We start from the raw sequence: 18,721 nt of genomic DNA on the forward strand, positions 1-18,721 counted from the left end.
GCGCGGGCTCAGTGTCTTGGTCCAGACCATCGCGGGTCAAGTGGCAGAAACGCGCTCAGCCCGCTGAACGAGAACCTGTTCAGCGGGCTGAACGCGCTCTCTCAGCCGAGCCCGGCGCTCACCGCGTTCATCAACGCGCCGGTGTCGCCCGACATCTCCCAGGCCATCACGCCGAGCAGCCCGCGCGACTTCAGCCACGTCGTCTTCAGCCCGATCGACCACGCGTCGTCGAACGTCCACCACTGGCCGCCGTTGCCCGTGTAGCACGACGTCGCCACCGCGGCCGTGTCGTGGTGGACCGTGCAGCCCGGCACGCTCGCCACCAGGTTCGCGTACCCGCGGGTGCCCGCTTCCTCGGCGAACTGGCCCGGCGCCGCGCCGGTGGCGGACTGCCACTCGCCGCTCTTGCCGCCGTCGGCCACGCCCTGCCAGCCGCGGCCGTAAAACGCCAGGCCGAGCGTCAGCCGCCGCGGGTCGACGCCCGCGTTCGTGTACGCGTTGATCGCCGCTTCGGCGCTGAAGCGGAACGGGTACGGGTCGTCCGCGTCGGCGTACAGGTTGCCCTGGTGGCCGGTGCGGTTCGGCTCCCACGAGTTGTCGCTGCCCGAACCGTGGAAGTCGTACCCCTGCACGTTCGCCACGTCCAGGGAGCTGAAGACGCGAGACAAGTCCCAGCCTGCCGCGACCTTGGCCGGGTCGGCCGGGGTGAACGCGTGCAGCTGGTACCGCTTGCCGGTCGTCGCGCCGTACGCGTCGAGCTGCGTGCGGAACTCGGCCAGCAGCGCGGTCAGGTTCGCCTTGTCGTTCGGGCTCCAGTGGTTGCCCGGGTGCCCGTCGCCGCTGGCCGGCCACTCCCAGTCGAGGTCGATGCCGTCGAAGATGCCGGCCGCCGTGCCCGGGCCGCCCGCGCCGCCGTAGGCCGCGATGTTGCCCTTCAGCCAGGTGTCCACACAGGACGAGACGAACTTCTTGCGCGACGCGTCCGTGGCGGCGACGTCGGAGAAGTACTTCGAGTACGTCCAGCCGCCCAGCGACACCAGCACCTTCAGGTTCGGGTGCTTCGCCTTGAGCTTCTTGAGCTGGTTGAAGTTGCCGCGCAACGCTTCCCAGCCCGTGTCGGCCACGCCGTCGACCGACTGCGCCGCCGAGAACGGCCGCGAGTAGTCCGCCTCGGCGTCGCCGGCGCCGTCACCCTGGTTCGGGTCCTCGGGGTTCGCCGTGGTGCCCTTCGTGACGCCGGAAAGGCAGGTCAGGTTCACCGGGTCGATGTTCTCGAACGCGTACAGCAGGTGCGTCAGCTTCGACGCCGCACCCGAAGTCTCCAGGTTCTTCACGAAGTACTGGCGCCCGTAAATGCCCCACTGCACGAAGTAGCCGACTTTCGCGTAGCCCGACACGATGTCGCCGGTCTTCGCGGTGACGGCCGTGCTGGGCGCCGACACGTTGTCGTAGCCATCGCGCGCCCGGACCGTGAACGTGTAGGAAGTGGATGGTGCCAGCCCGGTCACCACGGCGGAGGTCGTCGTCACCGTCGTGGCCAAAGTGGACCCGCGGTAGACGTCGTAGCTCACGACGCCGGTGTTGTCGGTCGACGCGGTCCACGCCAGGGACACGCTGCCCGAGTCGGCGGCGGTCGAGCGCAGCCCGGCCGGCGCCGACGGCGCTTGGGTGTCGTCGGCCGGGTTGTTGGTCGTGACGGCCAGCGCGGCGCTCGCCGGGGACGTGGTGCCCTTGGCGTCCTTCGCCTTCACCGTGAACGAGTACGCCGTGCCCGGCGTGAGCCCGGAAATCGTCGCGCTCGTACCGGTCACCGACGTGGCCAGGGACGTGCCCTGGTAGACGTCGTACCCGGTCACCGGGAGCGAGCCGGCCGCCGACGCGTCCCAGGCCAGCGCGGCCGTCTTGGTCGTCTTCGCGACCAGGCGCAGGTTCGGCGGCGCGCCCGGTGGCGTGTCCGGTGAACCGTCGCAGTTGGCGTTGTCGACGCGGCACTGCGCCGGGGTCGCGGCCGCGCTGAGCCGGAACGTCGGGCTGTAGGGGTAGGTCGTGCGGCCCGGCGCCAGCGTCGCGATGTAGTAGGCGGGCGTCAGCGTGACCTGGGTGCCGTTCTGGGTCACGGTGCCGTTTTCGCCGGTCGAAGCGGTGACGCCGGCGGGCAGCGTGAAGGTGATGGCCCAGTTGCTCACCGACGCCGTGCTGGTGTTGGCGACGGTGTACGTGCCGGTGGTGCCGCTCATCGCCAGGGTGGCGGTCAGCGAACCGGCTGCGGCAGCGGGTGGCGCGAGCGCCGCGGTGCCACCGGCTGCGATCAGCAAGGCGGCGAGCGCGGAGCGTAGTCGTGCGGGAGTGCGTCTCATGGCGGTTCTCCAAGCGGCACGAGGCGGGGACGAGGTGGTCTAGACCACATCGAATGTAACCCGGCCCGGCGAGAACCGCGCACGCCCGAACGGCGGAAACCGCTGTCCGAACGGACTGTTAACGTCCTGAGAACGTCGCTTTCCCCGGCCCGTCGGCCAAGAACGACTTCACGGCGTTGCGGAGATCTTCGGTTTCGAAGAGCTCCGCGGCGATCGTCGTGATGTGCGCGTTCGCCTCCGGTACGCCGCCGGCGGAGAAGTGGTCGAGGACGCGCTTGGTCGCCGCGTGGGCGCGGGTCGGGCCCTCGGCCAGCCGCCGGGCGAAAGCGCGGGCGGCGTCGTCGAAGCCCTCGTCCGGCAGTACGCGGTTGACGACGTTCCAGCGCTCCAGCGTCGCGGCGTCGTAGGTGTCGCCGGTCATGACGAACTCCTTCGCGCGCCCGACGCCGGCCCGGGCCGCGAGCCGCTGGGTGCCGCCCATGGTCGGCGTCAGCCCGACGACCTTCTCGACCAGCCCGAACTTCGCGCGCGTGGCGGCGAGGATGACGTCGCAGGCCACCGCGACCTCGAACGCCCAGGTCAGGCACAGGCCGTGCGCGGCGAAGACGGTCGGGAACGGCAGCGCCGCGATCCGGTCCGGCACCGCCAGCATCTCGTCGAACAGCACCTTCGCCTCGGCGGGCGAGCCCTGGGCGTCGAACAGCGAGACGTCGACGCCGCCGCTGACGATCTTGCCCTCCGCGCGGATCAGCAGCGCCCGCGCGGGTTGGGCCTCCAGCTCGCCGATCGCCGAGGCGAGCGCGGACTGCAGCGAAGCCGTGTAGAGGTTCAACGGCGGAGCGTCGACGGTCAGGACGGCGAGCCCGCCGTCACGATCGAGGCGGACCTGCTCAGTCATGCTCACCCTGCTTCTTCGGCTTCGACGATCTCGTCCCAATACTGCTGGGCCTCCGGGCGCCAGTCGAGGTGTTTGTGATGGAACAGTTCGGCGGCTTTCGTCCCGCTCCACTTCGCCGGCAGGAGCTCGGCGGGCAGCTGCGGGTCGAGGAACGGGAACCGCCGCCACTCGTGGACGAGCTCGGTCTGCGCCCGCAGCACCGCGCGGCCGCCGGTCGGGTGCAGGCCGGTGAACCGGTCGATGAAGTCCTCGTAGCGGTCCTTCAGCTCGGTCAGGTCCCAGGACCGGGCGACCATGGACTCCTGCTCGCCGACCTCGCCGTACGCGGCGGTGAACGACATCGCCTGCGCGTCGAGCCCCAGTTCGCTGACGATCTGCTGGGCCTCGCGCTGGCGGGACAGGTCCGGGCTCACCCACACGCCGGCCACCGGCGAGCCGAAGCCCGCCCAGGTCAGCCGCGTGCGCAGCCGGTGCCGCAGGTCGCGCTTGGCCTCCGGGACGGACACGATGAGCATCAGCCACTGCCCGTTCCAGCGGCGTTCCTCGCGGCCGAAGGCGTAGATCCGGTCGGCGCCCTCGGTCAGCAGACGGCGTCCGGGCGGCGTCAGCGACCAGCGCACGCGGCGCCCGACGCGTTCGGAGACCACCCAGCCCTCGGCGGCGGAGCGGGCCAGCGCCTGCCGCGCCGACTTCTCCTCGATGTCGAGCATGCCCAGCACCTCGACGAGCATCGACGTCCAGACCGGCTTGTCCCGCGGCAGCGCGTACTCGCCGAGCACGGTCATCAGCAGCGACCGCGCGCTGGCGTGACTGACCTCCCGGCGCCGGCTCACCGTGGGCCGGGGCGCGGACGACCGGCCTTCCCTCGGCTTCGGCCTGCGGCCGAGGGTGACCGGGGGAGCGGGCTCGCCCATGCTGTTCACCGACCTCACTGCGCTGCGGGACTGACAACCGAACAGGGTACCCACAGGGAGTGATCAAAGCGCCACGGGACACACACAGCCGGTGGTTTTGACCTTGATCTGACAGTTCACCACGGGGCCGTAGACTCGGCTACCTCATGAGCGCAACACTCGTCGCGAAGGACCTGGCCGCGGGCCACGGTGACCGCATCCTCTTCTCCGGCCTGGATCTCGTCGTCGCCCCGGGGGACGTCGTCGGCCTGGTCGGCGTCAACGGCGCCGGCAAGTCGACCCTCCTGCGGACGCTGGCCGGCCTCGCGAAACCGGACAGCGGCGAGATCCGGCTGAACCCGCCGTCCGCGACGGTCGGGCACCTGCCGCAGGAGCCGGACCGCCGGGAAGGCGAGTCGGTCCGGGCCTTTCTGGCGCGCCGCACCGGCGTCTCGGCCTCGCAGGCCGAGCTCGACGCGGCGACCGAAGCGCTCACCGCGGGCACGGCGGGAGCGGACGACCAGTACGCGGCGGCGCTCGACCGCTGGCTCGCCCTCGGCGGCGCCGACCTCGACGACCGGGCCGCCGAAGTGGCCGCTGACCTGGGCTTGGCGGTGGATCTGGAGCAGCCGATGACGTCGCTGTCGGGCGGCCAGGCGGCGCGGGCGGGGCTCGCCTCGCTGCTGCTGAGCCGCTACGACGTCTTCCTGCTCGACGAGCCGACCAACGACCTGGACCTGGACGGGCTGGCCCGGCTGGAGCGGTTCGTCTCCGGCCTGCGGGCGGCGACGGTACTGGTCAGCCACGACCGCGAGTTCCTCGCCCGGACGGTGGACCGCGTCGTCGAACTGGACCTGGCGCAGCAGCAGGTGAACGTCTACGGCGGCGGGTACGAGGCGTACCTCGAGGAGCGCGAAGTCGCCCGGCGGCACGCGCGCGAGGACTACGAGGAGTTCGCCGACACGAAGGCTTCGCTGGAGGCACGCGGGCGCATGCAGCGGGCGTGGATGGAGAAGGGCGTCAAGAACGCCCGCCGGAAGCAGCCCGACAACGACAAGTCGGCGCGTAAGTTTCGCAGCGAGGCCACCGAGAAGCAGGCGTCGAAGGCGCGGCAGACCGACCGGATGATCGAACGGCTGGAGGTCGTCGAGGAGCCGCGCAAGGAGTGGGAGCTGCGGATGGAGATCGCCGCGGCGCCGCGGGCGGGCGCGGTGGTCGCGACGCTGCGGGGTGCGGTGGTCCGCCGGGGCGGGTTCACGCTGGGACCGGTGGACCTGCAGATCGACTGGGCGGACAAGGTCGCCATCACGGGGGCGAACGGATCGGGCAAGTCCACCCTGCTGGCGGCCCTGCTCGGGCGGGTCGAGCTTTCCGAAGGGGCTTCGGCGCTGGGGCCGGGGGTGGTGGTCGGCGAGGTCGACCAGGCTCGGCGGCTGTTCCTCGGTGACGTCCCGCTGGCTTCGGCGTTCGCGCGGGAGGTGCCGGAGCTGGCGGACGCCGACGTCCGGACGCTGCTGGCGAAGTTCGGCCTGAAGGCGGCGCACGTGCTGCGGTCGGCGGCGACGCTTTCGCCGGGGGAGCGGACGCGGGCGGCGTTGGCGTTGCTGCAGGCCCGGGGCGTGAACCTGCTGGTGCTGGACGAGCCGACGAACCACCTGGACCTGCCGGCGATCGAGCAGCTCGAGGCGGCGCTGGACCGGTATCCGGGGACTTTGCTGCTGGTGACGCACGACCGTCGGATGCTCGACGCCGTCCAGGTGACCCGGCGGTTCGAGGTGGACGGGGGCAAGGTCCGCGAGGTGTGACGGCTGCGTCGGTGAGCGGTGCTCTCGGTTGAGATCGGCGCTCGCTGTCGCGGGAGAGCGGCGCTCTCCGACGCGAGCACCGCCCACACGGTGCGAGTGATCACTGCTCTCCCGCGAGAGCGCTGCTCACCCCTTCGTCGCCCCTCCCGTCAGACCCTTGACGAACTGCTTCTGCAGCGCCAGGTAGAAGATCAACACCGGCAGCGTCGCCAAGAACATCAGCGCGAACACGCTGCCGAGGTCCGCCTGGTACTGGCCGATGGACCGGTAGATGCCCGTCGTGATCGTCGTGCCCTGGCTGGGGCCGAGGATGATCAGCGGGTCGATGAAGTCGTTCCAGATCCACACGCCCAAGAAGATGAGCACCGAGGCCGTGGCCGGGCGCAGCAGCGGGAACACCACGCGCCAGAACACCTGCATGCGGCTTGCGCCGTCGAGGAGGGCCGCTTCCTCCAGCTCCACCGGTACTCCCCGGATGAAGCCCGAGAACACGAACACGCCGAACGGCACGTAGTACCCGACGTTGAACAGGATCAGCCCCTGAAGCGTCGCCATCAGGTGGGTGACACGAAGGACGTCGGTGATCGGGATGAGGATCACCTGCGGCGGGATCATCAGGCCGGCCAGCAAGACCAGCGTCAGGACCTTCGTCCACCGCTTGCCCGAGCGCGCCAGGTAGTGGCCCAGCATCGCCGACAACACGGTGAGCACGAGGATCGACAGCACCGTCACCACGATGCTGTTGGTCAGGCTCACCCAGAACAGGCCGTCCGGGCGGGTCAGCACCGCGTGGATGTTCGCCAGCGTCGGCGGCAGCGGCAGGGACGCCGGCTCCTTCGCGATCAGCTCGCCCTGCTTGAAGACGTTCGCCAGCACCAGGTACAACGGCACGAAGAACACCGCGCTGACCAACACGGCCACCGCGGGCCGGGCCCAGGAGCGGGTCACAGATCCACCTCCCGGCGCCGGAGGAAGTTGAGCACCACCGTCGTCACGACCGCGACGATCACCAGCATCAGCACCGCCATCGCCGACGCGTAGCCGACGTGGTTCGAGTCGAAGCCCGTCTGGAGGACGTCGAACGCGATCGTCGCGGTGGCGCCGGAACCCGGGCCGCCGTTGGTGATCACCTTGACGTAGTCGTAGGTCTTGAACGCCGAAATGAGCAGCACGACCGTGTTGATCGTCAACGCCGGCGCCAGCAGCGGCCAGGTGACCGCGCGGAACCGGCGCAGCGGACCCGCGCCGTCGATCTCCGCGGCTTCCAGCAGCTCGGCCGGCACGCCCTGAAGGCCGGCCAGGTAGACCACGACGCAGAACCCGAGCATCTGCCAGCACACGATCGACGCGACCGAGTACAGCGCGATGTCCGGATCGGACAGCCAGCCCGGCGGGTGTGCCACACCGAGCGCACGCAGCAGGTCGTTCAGCGGCCCCCGGTCGTCCAGCAGGCGCGACCAGACGATCGAGACCACGACCGAACTGAGGATCACCGGCGTGAAGAACACGCTCCGCAACGCGTTGTACAGCCAGCCTTTCCGGTCCAGCAGCAGCGCCACGCCCAAGCCGAGCACGTTGGGGACGATCACCACGATCAGCGTCAGGATCGTCGTGACCGCCAGCGCGGTGAGAAACTGCTCGTCGGTGAACAGCAGCCGGTAGTTGTCGAACCCGACGAACTTCACCGGCGGGTTGAACGGGTTGTAGTTCGTCAGGCTGTAGCCGAAGCTGATCAGGATCGGCGCCATCACGAAGCACAGGTACACCAGCACGCCCGGCGCGCCGAATGACGCGAAGTGCGCCACCCGCGGCAGGATCGGCCGGCGCCTGCGACCACGGGGAACGCGGGTGCGGGGCGGGGCGGGGCGGGAAACGACGGCGGTCAAGGACGTCAGCCCGCTTTCGCCCACTCGGTGTCCAGGAACGCGCACGCGTCGGCCACGGATTTGCGGCCCGTGATCACGTCCTGGGCGGCCTGGTCGACCTTGTCCTTCATCCCGGGCAGCAGCCCGTCGTCCGCGGTCTCCCAGCGGAACGCGTGCACCACGGCGTTTTGCTGCACCGCCTGCGTGTACAGGTCGTAGCCGGCCTTGAAGGTGGCGCCGACGCCGGACGGCGGGGTGTAGTCCTTGATCGCCGGGAACAGGCCGTCGGCCTTCACCGAGGCGTCCAGCTGGTCCTTGTCGAGCTGGAAGCCGAGCGCGAACTTCCGTGCCGCGTCGAGGTTCTTGGCCTTGGCGTTCACGATCATGCCGCCGCCGGTGTAGGCCGGGACGACGAGCTTGCCGTCCTCGGTGGGGAAGTTGAACACGCCCACCTCGAAGTCGTGCTTCTTCGAGTCGGCGTTGGCGGAGAACCAGTTGCCCATCGGGTACATCGCGCTCTGGCCGTCGAGGAACGCCTGCTCGGTCGCCGCGTAGTCGCGGGACACGCTGGTCTTGTCCACGTACCCCTTCGCCGCGAGGTTGGCGAGCTTCGCGAACGCGTGCTGGAAGGCGGGGTCGGCGAACTTCACCTTGCCCTGACGCCGTTGCGTCAGCCAGTCCGGCATCGTGTTGTAGACCTCGGTGCTGACCAGTCCGGAAAGGATCATCGACGACGGGAAGCCGTCCTTGCCGCCGCCGATCGTGAACGGCGCGTAGCCCTTGTCCTTCAGCTTGCCGGCGTCGGCGACCAGTTCGTCCCAGGTCTTCGGGGTCGCCGCGATGCCCGCGTCGGCGAACATCTTCTTGTTGTAGTAGATCGGCGGGATGGTCTGGGTGTTGGCCGGCAGCTGGTAGTACTTGCCGTTGACCGGGTTGGCCTGCGGGAACTGGAAGTCCTTCAGCTCGTCCGGGGTCCACGCGTAGAGGTTGCCGGCCTCCGCGAAGCCGGCCGAGTCGACGGCGATCATCACGTCGGGGAACTGGCCGGACTGCAGGAGCTGCTTCGCGTACGACGTCCGCCCGTCGGCGGTCGGCGCGACGAGCTTCTTGACCTTGATCCCCGGGTTCTTGTCCGTGACACGCTTGATCGCGGCGTCCCAGTAGGCCGGGGTGAGGTTCGGGGTTTCGAACGTCAGGAAGGTGATCTCCGCGTCGCCGCCGCTGCCGCCGGTGTTCGACCCGACCGAGCACGCGCTCACCGCCAGGAGCGCCGCTGCTCCCAGCGCCAGGGACCTTCTCATGTCCAGCCACCTTCCTCGACCCACCATATGTGATGTATGACGCATTTGATCGGACGTATTCGACGATGTCAAGCGCCAGGCGGCCGCGAAGGCGGGTAAAAACCGAGATAGATCAGATCTTTATTCGATCGAGTCGGATGACGGCGCTGGCGAAGTCTCCGGCCGGCAGGTCGACGGCGAACCCGTGGGCGAGCAGCACCGCCCCGCTGTGCGTACGGCCGGAGGCCGGGTCGAGGTAGCGCGCGGCCGGGTCGAGCCCGTCGAGCCGCAGCGGCCGCGCCGGCGCGTTGAAGTGCGCGGCCTGCCGGTAGGCGAAGACGACCGTCCGGTGGGCCAGGACGTACTGCACCGCGGTGACGCCGTCGTCGACGGGCGGCCGCAGCCGGTACAGCGCGCCGTGCTGCACCACGGGCCGGATGTCCTTGTACAGGGCCACGAGCTCCCGGGCGAGCTCAAGGTCGTCCTCGGGCCAGCTCACGATGTCGCCGCCGAGGCCGAGCACGCCGGCCATGGCGACGTGGAACCGGAACCGCAGCGGGACCGACCGCGCGGTCACGAAGTTCGGGTTGTCGGTGACCCACGCCGACATCGCGCGGGCCGGGTAGAGCTGGCCGTAGCCGTGCTGGATCCGCAGCCGGTCGAGGGCGTCGGTGTTGTCGGAGGTCCAGACCTGGTCGGTGCGGGCGAGCACGCCGAGGTCGATCCGCCCGCCGCCGCCGGCGCACGACTCGATCCGCAGGCCGGGGTGATCCGCGCGCAGCCGGTCGAGCAGCGCGTACACCGCGCGGGTGTGCTCGACCCACAGCCGGTCCGGGTCGGCTTCGCCCGGCCAGCCCGCTTCACTGAACGGCCGGTTCATGTCCCACTTGAGGAAGTCGACGCCGTGCTCGCCGACGAGCCGGTCGAGCCAGTCGTGCGCCCACGCGGCGACGTCCGGGCGGGCGAAGTTGAGCACCAGCTGCCGCCGCAGCTCCGACCGGCGCCGGTGCGGGTGGTGCAGCACCCAGTCCGGGTGCGCGCGGTAGAGGTCGCTGTCGGGGTTGACCATCTCCGGCTCGACCCAGATGCCGAACTGCATGCCGAGCCCGTGCACCGCTTCGACCAGCGGTTTCAGCCCGTCGGGGAAACGCGTGCGGTTGACGTGCCAGTCGCCGAGACCGGCGTGGTCGCCGGTGCGGGCACCGAACCAGCCGTCGTCCATGACGAACAGTTCGACGCCGAGCGCGGCGGCCCGCTCGGCGAGGGCGTGCTGCCCGGCCTCGGTGACGTCGAACCCCGTGGCCTCCCACGAGTTGTAGAGCACCGGACGCAGCTCGCCCGGGTGCGGCAGGACGTGCGCCCGCACGTAGGCGTGCCACGCGCGGCTCGCGGCGCCGAACCCGCCGCCGGTGTACAGCCCGGCGGAAACCGGGGTGATCAGCGGACGTCCGGGCCCGACGCGGTGGACGACGCCGTTCTGACCGAAGCCGCTGCTCACCGTCAGACGGCCGGTCGAAGCGCGGGTGGTGGTCAGCCGCCACGACCCGCTCCAGGCCAGCGCGACGCCGTAGACCTCGCCGTGGCGCTCGGTCGCCGTGCCGTCGTCCACCATCACCCACGGGTTGGCGTGGTGGCTGGTGATCCCGCGACGGCTGCCGAAGACGGTCTCGCCGTGAGGCGCAACCTCGCGCCGCAGCAGCGTTTCCGCTGCCCAGCGGCCGGTGACGTGGCTGAGCCGGTAGTCCTCGAACACCGGCAGCGCCCAGGTGGCGGAGTCGGCGCGGATGACTTCGACGTCGGTGTCCGCGGTCAGCTCGGTCCAGCGTTCGAGGACGTCGCCGCGCAGCCGGTAGTGCAGGGCGATCCGCAGCGGGTAGTGCCGGTCGGTGAAGCGCAGGATCAGGTGCCCGGCGGTGATTGCGTCGTCCTCGTACCGCCATTCGAGCGCCCGCGTCCCGTCGGCGAACCGCACCTGCAGCGCGGGGGTCCAGTACGAAGTGCCGCCGTCGGCGGCGAGCTCGGCGAGGCCCTCGTTCGGGTCGTTGAAGCCGTCCCACCAGGGAAGCGATTTCCCGATCAGCTCGACGACGGAGGTCGCGGGCAGTGCCGGCCCCCAATAGAGGTGGACCGGGCAATCCTCCTCGTCGAGCCGCAGCGCGTAGGTGCTCGTTTCCCCGGTGAGGACCCAGGTGCGGTGGTCGTCGAGGAAGCTGATCCCGGCCATGCGGGACATCCTGCTCACCGGCGCGGCCGGAGCCAAGGGATGTCCCGGTCATCGGTCACTGCCCGAACGTGATGCTCGCGGGGCCGTTCGAGTGGTTCTCAATAATCGATATTGGTGCAATCAGGTGGTCGGCGTAACAATAAGTGAGATCGGAAAGATTCGAGGGGTGGCGACGTGGCGGTGACGCCGTCGTCAACGAGGGGAGATCGCCGTGTCGGTGGACAGCAGTTTGCGGAATGGACAAGCGGAACCGGTGGCGGTCGACGTCGACTGCCCGTGCCTGCCCGATCTCATCAAGGCCAAGCAGGCCGGGCAGCCGAAGTTCGCGGCGATGCGAGCGGCCTACGAAAGCCCGGGAAAGATCCTGGAGGAGTATTACGCGCTCAATTTCCGGGCGGCGATCCTGCTCGTCGCCGTCAAGGAGCAGACCGGGGCGGACGGCGACGCGGAGCGGAACGTCCTCAGGATGAGGCTGTATTACGACGCGCGCGAGAGCACGCCGGAGGTCGACGACGTCTTCCGGGCGGCTCGCCGGGTCGAGCGGAAGTACTCGGTCCTGCTGGAGGGGAAGCCGCAGGAAATCCTGGTACGCGGCATCCACGCCACGGCCGCCGTCCTCCTGGGCGTGCTCGACGCGATGGTGGATTCGCCGGACCGGACCGAGCGGGTGCAGGCCGCGGCCGCGTCGGCCCAGAAGGAGCTCCGCCAGATCGAGCAGAACGCGCGTGACGTCGCTTTGGACCGCGCGCTCGCCCGCTATCTCGGTGGTCTCGCCGCGGGTTTCGTCCTGGCTGTCGCCGCGGTGATCGCCCTGACGTTCGTGCCCATGAAGGCGGAAATCGGCCCCACGCTGATCACCTGCCTGGCTTCCGGTGCCATCGGCGCGATCCTGAGCGTCATGATCCGCACAGCGGACCGGCAGAAATTGAGTATGGGCCTCGCCCAGGGCGGCCGCGTGGCTTTTCTGTCCGGGTTCTTCCGGCTGATCATCGGCGCCGTGTTCGGCGCGGCGATGTTCGTTCTGGTCAGTGCCGGATTCCTGCCGATCGCGGTTCCCGGTTCGGCGGACAAGGTCACGTTCTTCTTCGCCGGGCTCGCGTTCCTCGCCGGGTTCAGCGAACGCTGGGCGCAGGACACGATCGTCCGCACCCTGCCCGGCGCCGCCGACCAGCACGCGGTCGTGCCGGCGCCGGGCAAGGACGGCTGAGGCGTCACGGGCGGTCGGTCAGGTACCCGCCCATCGTCTTGAAGTACTCGGCCGCGGGCAGGTCGGTCCCGTCGGCGGTCCGGACGCGCTCGACGAGCAGCCCGGGGGATTGCCCGCGGCGCGCGTCCGGACCGGCGACGATCACCACGCCCTCGCCTTCGCGGATGAAGATCCGGCCCGGCGTGCCGCCGTAGTTGCCCTGGGACACCGACGCCTTCGTGATCCGCAGCTCCTGGCCGCGGTGGTAGGCGAACGCGTTCGGGTACGGGTCGGACAGCGCGCGCACGAACCGTTCGAGGTCCGCGGGCGGCAGCGTCCAGTCGATCAGGCTGTCCCGCTTGGCGCGCTTGTGGAAGAAGCTGGCCTTCGCCCGGTCCTGCGGCACGGGCGTGTAGCCGGTCTCGATCAGTGAGATGGCTTCGGCGGTGATCGGCGCGATCAGGTCGACCGTGCGGTGGAAGAGGTCGGTCGTGGTGTCGGCCGGCCCGACCGGGATCGTGCGCTGCAGCACGATGTCGCCCGCGTCGAGCTCGCCGTCCATCATGTGGGCGGTGACGCCGACTTCCGGCTCGCCGTTGATCATCGCCCAGATGAGCGGCGAGAAGCCCGCGTACGCCGGCAGCAGCGAGTCGTGGATGTTGAGGGTGCCGTGCCGCGGCAGCTCGAAGATCTCCGGTGGCAGCCAGGTGCGCCAGTTGTTCGCCACGATCAGGTCCAGGTCGGCCGCCTTGAGCTCGGCCAGCAGCTCGGCGTCGTCGGGCCGGTTGCGCAGGAGCACCGGGATCCCGTGCGCGGAAGCGAGGTCGGCGACCGAGTCGGCCCAGATCCGCTCGTAGGCGTGGTCGCTCTTCGGGTGCGTGATCACGAGGGCGACCTCGTGGCCGGCGTCGATGAGCGCCTGGAGGGTCCGGTGCCCCCAGGTCTGGTAGCCGAACATCGCCACGCGCATTTCGAGAGTGCCTTTCGTGATCGGGGGACGAACATCACCACGAACGTACTAGGCGAGGCTCGCCTAAGTTAGGTTAGGGTTCCCTGAACCGTACCGGAGCGCGCGAGGGAGCAACATGACTGCAGAGGTCCCGATCTACGACATCGTCGGCGTGGGCTTCGGGCCGTCGAACCTCGCGCTGGCGATCGCCCTCGCCGAGCACAACGCCGGCGCGGGGGAGCCGGTGACCGCGCACTTCCTCGAGCGCCAGCCCCGGTTCGGCTGGCACCGCGGGATGCTGATCGACACCGCCACGATGCAGGTGTCGTTCCTGAAGGACCTGGTCACCATGCGGAACCCGACCAGCGAGTTCAGCTTCCTCAACTACCTGCACGCGGCCGGCCGGCTGGTCGACTTCATCAACCACAAGAACCTCTTCCCGCTGCGGGTCGAGTTCCACGACTACTTCGAGTGGGCGGCCGCGAAGGTCGACGACGTCGTCTCCTACGGCACCGAGGTGGTCGCCGTGAAGCCGGTGTACGACGGTGCCGAGGTGGCCTACTTCGACGTCGAGGCATCGGACGGTTCGGTCCTGCGGGCCCGCAACCTCGTCGTGGGCACCGGGTTGCGGCCGCAGCTGCCCGAGGGCGTCACCGCCGGGCCGCGGATCTGGCACAACAGCGAGCTGTTGTTCCGCGTGGACGCCCTGCGCGACGCCGACCCGAAGCGGTTCGTGGTGGTCGGCGCCGGGCAGAGCGCGGCCGAGGTCGCCGCGTTGCTGCACGACGAGTTCCCGCGCGCCGAAGTGTGCGCGGTGTTCGCGCGCTACGGCTACAGCCCGGCCGACGACAGCTCGTTCGCGAACCGGATCTTCGACCCCGACGCGGTCGACCAGTTCTACCGCGCGGGCGAGCCGGTGAAGGACCGCCTGATGCGCTACCACGGCGCGACGAACTACTCGGCCGTCGACATCGACCTGATCGACGAGCTGTACCGGCGGGTCTACCGCGAGAAGGTCCTGGGCGTGGAACGGTTGCGGCTGTTCAACGTCTCGCGTCCGGCCGAGGTGACGGACGCGGGCGCGGTGACGGTCGAGTCCCTGACGACGGGGGAACGCACGGTCCTGGCCGCCGACGCGGTCGTCTACGCGACGGGCTACCGGCCGGCGGACCCGACGCCGCTGCTCGGCGAGCTGGCCCCGGGCTGCCTGCGCGACGAGGCCGGGCGCCTGCGCATCGAGCGCGACTACCGGATCACGACGGACTTCCCGCTGCGCGGCGGGATCTACCTGCAGGGCGGCACCGAGCACACGCACGGCATCACGTCGTCGCTGCTGTCGAACACCGCGGTGCGGGTGGGGGAGATCCTGCAGTCCGTTGTGGACCGCCGCGTGGTCGCGGAGCCCGTGGGGGAGTACGCGGTCAGCGGTCGTTGACCTGCCACACCGCGGTGACGTCGGCGAGATGCGTCGAGCGCACGATCAGAGCCGGACCGGGGAGAGTTCGCTCGAGCCGGTCCAGCTCTCCGTCATCAGGCTCCGGATCCTCGCCGAGCCGATCGAAGGTGTCATCGGGTGCCGCCGACAGCGCGTACAGCCTGTCGTCCACGTCGTCTTCGGGCCGCCGCACCGCGATGACCTTGTACTTCCAGCACGACACGGGGTCGGCCAGCCGCAGGTAACCCTCGATCGGCCCGTCGTACCAGTCGAGTACGAGGACACGGTCGATGCGGAGGTCCGCCGGCGGAGTCCGCAGCACGCGCTCGACGACGTCGTCCATGCCGGTCAGCCCGCCGTGATCTGCTCGCGGAGGATGTCGCTGTGGCCGGTGTGGCGGGCGAACTCCTCGATCAGGAACAAGTAGATGAACCGCAGGCTGACCTCGCCGACGACCGGGTGGGTCCACTGGTCGTCGAGCGAGTGACCCGCCGCGATCTCGCGGGAGCGCGCACTCGTGCGTTCGTATTCGGCGATCACGTCGGCCACCGTTTCGTCGTCGGCCACCGCGAAACTCGCGTCCCCGGGGGTCGACGGGCCGTCGATCTCCGCCTCGTCGAGGCCGGCCACCAGCCACTGGAACCAGCGGCGCTCGGCGACGGCCGCGTGCTTGACCAGGGCGATCGGCGTGGTCAGGGACGAGACCAGCCGCCGCCGGGCGTCGGCTTCCGACAGGCCGCGCGCGTTCTCGACGAGGGCGAGCCGGTTGCGGTCGAGCATGGCTTCGAGCAGCTCACGCTCGGCGCCGACGGTCTTTTCGGGCAGCGCATACATGGGTCCAGCTTGCCGGAAACTCAGCCCTGGTGCACCGGTGCCGGGTGGTGGCGGCTGATCGGGATCACCATCGGCGTCCCGCTCACCGGGTCCGGGGTCACCTGGCAGCGGACGTCGAAGACCTCGTCGACCAGCTCCTCGGTGATCACCGACGCCGGCTCGCCGGAAGCCACCACGCGGCCCGCCTTCATCGCGATCACGTGGTCGGCGTAGCGGCACGCCTGCGGGAGGTCGTGCAGCACCATCACCACCGTCCGGCCTTCGCCGCGGTTGAGGTCGACGACCAGGTCCAGCACGTCGATCTGGTGCGCCAGGTCCAGGTACGTCGTCGGCTCGTCGAGCAGCAGCACCGGCGTGCCCTGGGCGACGGCCATCGCGATCCACGCGCGCTGCCGCTGGCCGCCGGAGAGCTCGTCCACCGGGCGGTCGGCCAGGTCGGCCAGCGACGTCGCCTCCAGGGCCGCGCGGACCGCGTCTTCGTCCGATGTGGACCACTGCCGCCACCAGCTCTGGTGCGGGGCGCGGCCGCGGCCGACGAGGTCGGCCACCGTCATGCCCTCCGGCGCCACCGGCGACTGCGGGAGGATGCCGAGCTGCCGGGCGACCTGGCGGGTGGGCAGGTCGTGGATCGAACGGCCGTCGAGGTACACCCCGCCCGCCTTCGGCGTGAGCAGCCGGGCCAGCGTGCGCAGCAGCGTCGACTTCCCGCACGCGTTCGCCCCGACGATCGCGGTGATCTTGCCGGCCGGGATGTCGAGGTCGAGGCCGTCGATGACGACCCGGTCGTCGTAGGCGACGCGCAGGTCCTGCACGCGCAGGGACGGTGTCATCTTCTTCAGCCTCCGGAGCCGGATCGGTTGGCCCTGGCCAGCAGCCAGAGCAGCAGCGGGGCGCCGAGCGCGCCGGTCACGATGCCGACCGGCAACGGCGACGCCGTGAGGGAACGGGCCAGGATGTCGCTGCCCAGCACGACGACCGCGCCGGTGAGCGCGGACGCCGTCAGCGGCGGGGACGCCTGGCGCGCCAGGCGTTGCGCGATCTGCGGCGCGGTCAGCGCGACGAACGAGACCGGGCCCGCGGACGCCGTCGCGAAGGCGACCAGCCCGGCGCCGGACAGCAGCAGCCCCAGCCGCACCGGTTGCACCGGCGTGCCGAGCCCGGCCGCCACGTCGTCGCCGAGCAGCAGCGTGCGCATCCACCGGGACAGGGCCAGCACGAGCGGCAGCAGCACCGCCAGCGCGCACGCCAGCGGGACGACGTGCTCCCAGCCGCGGTTGGCGAGGTTGCCCACCAGCCAGCCGATCGACGCCTGGGCCTCGGTGATCTGCGCGCGGCTGAGCAGGTAGTCGGTCAGGCTGGTGCACATCGCGAAGATCCCGATGCCCACCAGGATGATCCGGTAGCCGGTGGTGCCGCGCCGCCACGCGAGGACGTACACGAGCAGGCCGGTCAGCAGCCCGCCCAGCAGGCCCAGCGTGGTGGTGCCGAGGCCGCCGCCGAAGCCGAACGAGATCCCGGCGACGACGGCGGTGGCCGCGCCCGCGTTGATGCCGATCATGTCCGGGCTGGCCAGCGGGTTGCGCGTGATGGTCTGGAACACCGCGCCGGACGCGCCGAACGCGAGCCCGGCGAGCAACCCGGTCAGCGCCCGCGGCAGCCGCAGCTCCTGCACGATGTAGCCGGTGCCGCTGTCGCCGCCGCCGAACACCGCGGACAGGACGTCGGACACGCTCAGCGGGACGTCCCCGATCGTCATGCCCCAGCAGAACAACGCGAACGCCAGCGCGGCGAGGACGACCGAGACGGCCAGCAGGCGGAGCCGGATCCGGCCGGACACCGCGGGTTTCGCGAGGCGGAAGGTGACGCGGTCGCGCCGCACCTGCAGCAGGCTCATCAGGACTCCACCAGCTTGCGGCGGCGGACCAGGTAGATGAAGAAGGGGGCGCCGAGGAAGGCGACGATCACCCCGGCGCGGACCTCGCCGGGCCGGGCCATGACACGGCCGAGGATGTCGGCGGCGAGCAGCAGGCACGGCGCCAGGACGGCGGTGTAGGGCAGCAGCCAGCGGTGGTCGGGCCCGATGACGAACCGCACGGCGTGCGGGACGATCAGGCCGAGGAACACGATCGGCCCGGCCACCGCGACGGAAGCGCCGGTCAGCAGCGTGACGGCCAGCGCGCCGCGCAGCCGCAGCGGGCCGAGGCGCCGTCCGAGCGCGACCGCGACGTCGTCGCCGAGCGCGAGGCTGTTCAGCGCGGGCCCGCTCGCGATCGCCAGCACCACGCCGGCGAGCAGGAACGGCAGGACCCGCAGCAGCGAGCCGCTGTCGACGCCGGCGAGCGAACCGGCCGACCAGAACCGGAACCGGTTGAGCGCCACCGGGTCCGAGAGCACCATCGCGCTGGTGAACGAGCCGAGCAGTGCCGTGACCGCCGCACCCGCGAGGGCGAGCTTGACCGGGCTCGAACCGTTGCGGCCGCGGGTGCCGAGGAAGTAGACGACCGCGGTCGCGGCGAGCGCACCGGCGAAGGCGAACCAGACGTAGCCGTAGAGGGAGCCGACGCCGAGCACGGTGATCGAGAAGACGATGGCGAACGCGGCTCCGGCGCTGATCCCGAGCAGGCCCGGGTCGGCCAGGGGATTGCGGGTCAGCGCCTGCATGACGGTGCCGGCCAGGCCGAGCGCGGCGCCGACCAGCACGGCCAGCAGGGTCCGCGGGATCCGGACACTGTGGATGATCACCGCGTCGGCCGAGCCGTCGTCGTGCCAGAGCACCTGCCAGACGGCGCCGAACGAAATCTCCTTGGACCCCAGCCAGATGCTCAGCAGGCACAGGAAAACGAGGACAGCGAGGGCGGCCAGCAGCCCCAGTGCCCGGCCCGTGTGTGGCGGGCGTCGCTTGAGAGCGATCCCTCCGGGGTCTGTTCGCACCGCACCTCCGACTGGTACTGATTTAGGTAAGGCTAACCGATGGTACAGGAGTGCGTTCCTCACC

General features: G+C 70.5%; 16 protein-coding genes. 3 read left to right on the forward strand and 13 right to left on the reverse strand.

Annotated elements, in window-relative coordinates; genetic code table 11:
• Positions 1 to 101: 101 nt before the first annotated feature.
• From AB0M93_RS04640 to AB0M93_RS04650, 3 genes are all read right to left on the reverse strand, one after another.
• A complete protein-coding gene (locus AB0M93_RS04640; RefSeq protein ID WP_364268368.1) occupies positions 102 to 2,357 on the reverse strand; it encodes a glycosyl hydrolase family 18 protein in 2,256 nt (751 codons plus the stop codon).
• A 118-nt stretch (positions 2,358 to 2,475) separates the two neighbouring features.
• On the reverse strand, positions 2,476 to 3,255 hold the full coding sequence (locus AB0M93_RS04645; RefSeq protein ID WP_364268370.1) for an enoyl-CoA hydratase/isomerase family protein: 780 nt from the start codon (positions 3,253 to 3,255) through the stop codon (positions 2,476 to 2,478).
• A 2-nt stretch (positions 3,256 to 3,257) separates the two neighbouring features.
• The gene (locus AB0M93_RS04650) at positions 3,258 to 4,169 is read right to left on the reverse strand and encodes a PaaX family transcriptional regulator C-terminal domain-containing protein (protein ID WP_364268372.1); all 912 of its coding nucleotides are present in this window, start codon (positions 4,167 to 4,169) and stop codon (positions 3,258 to 3,260) included.
• 146 nt (positions 4,170 to 4,315) lie between these two features.
• Between AB0M93_RS04650 and AB0M93_RS04655 the strand changes: the two genes are divergently transcribed.
• Positions 4,316 to 5,953 carry an ABC-F family ATP-binding cassette domain-containing protein gene (locus AB0M93_RS04655; protein WP_364268373.1) on the forward strand — a complete coding sequence of 546 codons (1,638 nt, stop codon included), beginning with the start codon at positions 4,316 to 4,318 and terminating at the stop codon, positions 5,951 to 5,953.
• Positions 5,954 to 6,079: 126 nt separating this feature from the next.
• Here the strand turns inward: AB0M93_RS04655 and AB0M93_RS04660 are convergent, their stop codons facing one another.
• The 4 genes from AB0M93_RS04660 to AB0M93_RS04675 all read right to left on the reverse strand — a co-directional run bounded on the left by AB0M93_RS04660 (position 6,080) and on the right by AB0M93_RS04675 (position 11,322).
• A complete protein-coding gene (locus tag AB0M93_RS04660) occupies positions 6,080 to 6,901 on the reverse strand; it encodes a carbohydrate ABC transporter permease (protein WP_364268375.1) in 822 nt (273 codons plus the stop codon).
• Positions 6,898 to 7,863 (reverse strand): sugar ABC transporter permease, encoded by a 966-nt coding sequence (locus AB0M93_RS04665; RefSeq protein ID WP_364268377.1) that lies wholly within the window; start codon positions 7,861 to 7,863, stop codon positions 6,898 to 6,900. Before AB0M93_RS04665 ends, AB0M93_RS04660 begins: the two co-directional genes overlap by 4 nt.
• Complete coding sequence (locus tag AB0M93_RS04670; RefSeq protein ID WP_364268379.1) at positions 7,845 to 9,119, reverse strand: extracellular solute-binding protein; 1,275 nt, start codon at positions 9,117 to 9,119, stop codon at positions 7,845 to 7,847. Before AB0M93_RS04670 ends, AB0M93_RS04665 begins: the two co-directional genes overlap by 19 nt.
• 112 nt (positions 9,120 to 9,231) lie before the next feature.
• On the reverse strand, positions 9,232 to 11,322 hold the full coding sequence (locus AB0M93_RS04675; RefSeq protein ID WP_364268381.1) for an alpha-galactosidase: 2,091 nt from the start codon (positions 11,320 to 11,322) through the stop codon (positions 9,232 to 9,234).
• Between the two features lie 253 nt (positions 11,323 to 11,575).
• On the opposite strand from AB0M93_RS04675, the gene AB0M93_RS04680 reads away from it, so the two are divergent.
• Complete coding sequence (locus AB0M93_RS04680; protein ID WP_364268383.1) at positions 11,576 to 12,529, forward strand: hypothetical protein; 954 nt, start codon at positions 11,576 to 11,578, stop codon at positions 12,527 to 12,529.
• A gap of 4 nt (positions 12,530 to 12,533) precedes the next feature.
• Here the strand turns inward: AB0M93_RS04680 and AB0M93_RS04685 are convergent, their stop codons facing one another.
• Positions 12,534 to 13,478 (reverse strand): methionyl-tRNA formyltransferase, encoded by a 945-nt coding sequence (locus AB0M93_RS04685; RefSeq protein WP_364268385.1) that lies wholly within the window; start codon positions 13,476 to 13,478, stop codon positions 12,534 to 12,536.
• Between the two features lie 115 nt (positions 13,479 to 13,593).
• On the opposite strand from AB0M93_RS04685, the gene AB0M93_RS04690 reads away from it, so the two are divergent.
• Positions 13,594 to 14,892 (forward strand): lysine N(6)-hydroxylase/L-ornithine N(5)-oxygenase family protein, encoded by a 1,299-nt coding sequence (locus AB0M93_RS04690; protein ID WP_364268387.1) that lies wholly within the window; start codon positions 13,594 to 13,596, stop codon positions 14,890 to 14,892.
• Here the strand turns inward: AB0M93_RS04690 and AB0M93_RS04695 are convergent.
• Genes AB0M93_RS04695 through AB0M93_RS04715 form a run of 5 tightly spaced genes read right to left on the reverse strand, consistent with a single transcriptional unit; the run spans position 14,879 to position 18,657 of the window.
• Positions 14,879 to 15,235 (reverse strand): hypothetical protein, encoded by a 357-nt coding sequence (locus AB0M93_RS04695; protein WP_364268389.1) that lies wholly within the window; start codon positions 15,233 to 15,235, stop codon positions 14,879 to 14,881. The two genes, AB0M93_RS04690 and AB0M93_RS04695, sit on opposite strands and share 14 nt — an antisense overlap.
• A gap of 5 nt (positions 15,236 to 15,240) precedes the next feature.
• On the reverse strand, positions 15,241 to 15,726 hold the full coding sequence (locus AB0M93_RS04700) for a DinB family protein (RefSeq protein WP_364268391.1): 486 nt from the start codon (positions 15,724 to 15,726) through the stop codon (positions 15,241 to 15,243).
• Positions 15,727 to 15,746: 20 nt separating this feature from the next.
• Positions 15,747 to 16,556 carry an ABC transporter ATP-binding protein gene (locus tag AB0M93_RS04705; RefSeq protein ID WP_364268393.1) on the reverse strand — a complete coding sequence of 270 codons (810 nt, stop codon included), beginning with the start codon at positions 16,554 to 16,556 and terminating at the stop codon, positions 15,747 to 15,749.
• A 5-nt stretch (positions 16,557 to 16,561) separates the two neighbouring features.
• Positions 16,562 to 17,620, reverse strand: a complete 1,059-nt coding sequence (locus AB0M93_RS04710; RefSeq protein WP_364268395.1) for an iron chelate uptake ABC transporter family permease subunit — start codon at positions 17,618 to 17,620, stop codon at positions 16,562 to 16,564.
• Positions 17,620 to 18,657, reverse strand: coding sequence for an iron chelate uptake ABC transporter family permease subunit (locus AB0M93_RS04715; protein WP_364268397.1), 1,038 nt, complete (start codon positions 18,655 to 18,657; stop codon positions 17,620 to 17,622). Before AB0M93_RS04715 ends, AB0M93_RS04710 begins: the two co-directional genes overlap by 1 nt.
• Between the last annotated feature and the right edge of the window lie 64 nt (positions 18,658 to 18,721).

The organism is Amycolatopsis sp. NPDC051102, from assembly GCF_040682815.1.
In the GTDB taxonomy this organism is placed as follows: Bacteria; Actinomycetota; Actinomycetes; order Mycobacteriales; family Pseudonocardiaceae; genus Amycolatopsis.

Excerpts from the sequence above, each read along its gene's own strand:
- AB0M93_RS04640 (WP_364268368.1), bottom strand. The coding sequence starts at position 2,357 with ATGAGACGCACTCCCGCACGACTACGCTCCGCGCTCGCCGCCTTGCTG.
- AB0M93_RS04645 (WP_364268370.1), bottom strand. The coding sequence starts at position 3,255 with ATGACTGAGCAGGTCCGCCTCGATCGTGACGGCGGGCTCGCCGTCCTG.
- AB0M93_RS04650 (WP_364268372.1), bottom strand. The coding sequence starts at position 4,169 with ATGGGCGAGCCCGCTCCCCCGGTCACCCTCGGCCGCAGGCCGAAGCCG.
- AB0M93_RS04655 (WP_364268373.1), top strand. The coding sequence starts at position 4,316 with ATGAGCGCAACACTCGTCGCGAAGGACCTGGCCGCGGGCCACGGTGAC.
- AB0M93_RS04670 (WP_364268379.1), bottom strand. The coding sequence starts at position 9,119 with ATGAGAAGGTCCCTGGCGCTGGGAGCAGCGGCGCTCCTGGCGGTGAGC.
- AB0M93_RS04675 (WP_364268381.1), bottom strand. The coding sequence starts at position 11,322 with ATGGCCGGGATCAGCTTCCTCGACGACCACCGCACCTGGGTCCTCACC.
- AB0M93_RS04685 (WP_364268385.1), bottom strand. The coding sequence starts at position 13,478 with ATGCGCGTGGCGATGTTCGGCTACCAGACCTGGGGGCACCGGACCCTC.
- AB0M93_RS04690 (WP_364268387.1), top strand. The coding sequence starts at position 13,594 with ATGACTGCAGAGGTCCCGATCTACGACATCGTCGGCGTGGGCTTCGGG.
- AB0M93_RS04695 (WP_364268389.1), bottom strand. The coding sequence starts at position 15,235 with ATGGACGACGTCGTCGAGCGCGTGCTGCGGACTCCGCCGGCGGACCTC.
- AB0M93_RS04700 (WP_364268391.1), bottom strand. The coding sequence starts at position 15,726 with ATGTATGCGCTGCCCGAAAAGACCGTCGGCGCCGAGCGTGAGCTGCTC.
- AB0M93_RS04705 (WP_364268393.1), bottom strand. The coding sequence starts at position 16,556 with ATGACACCGTCCCTGCGCGTGCAGGACCTGCGCGTCGCCTACGACGAC.
- AB0M93_RS04710 (WP_364268395.1), bottom strand. The coding sequence starts at position 17,620 with ATGAGCCTGCTGCAGGTGCGGCGCGACCGCGTCACCTTCCGCCTCGCG.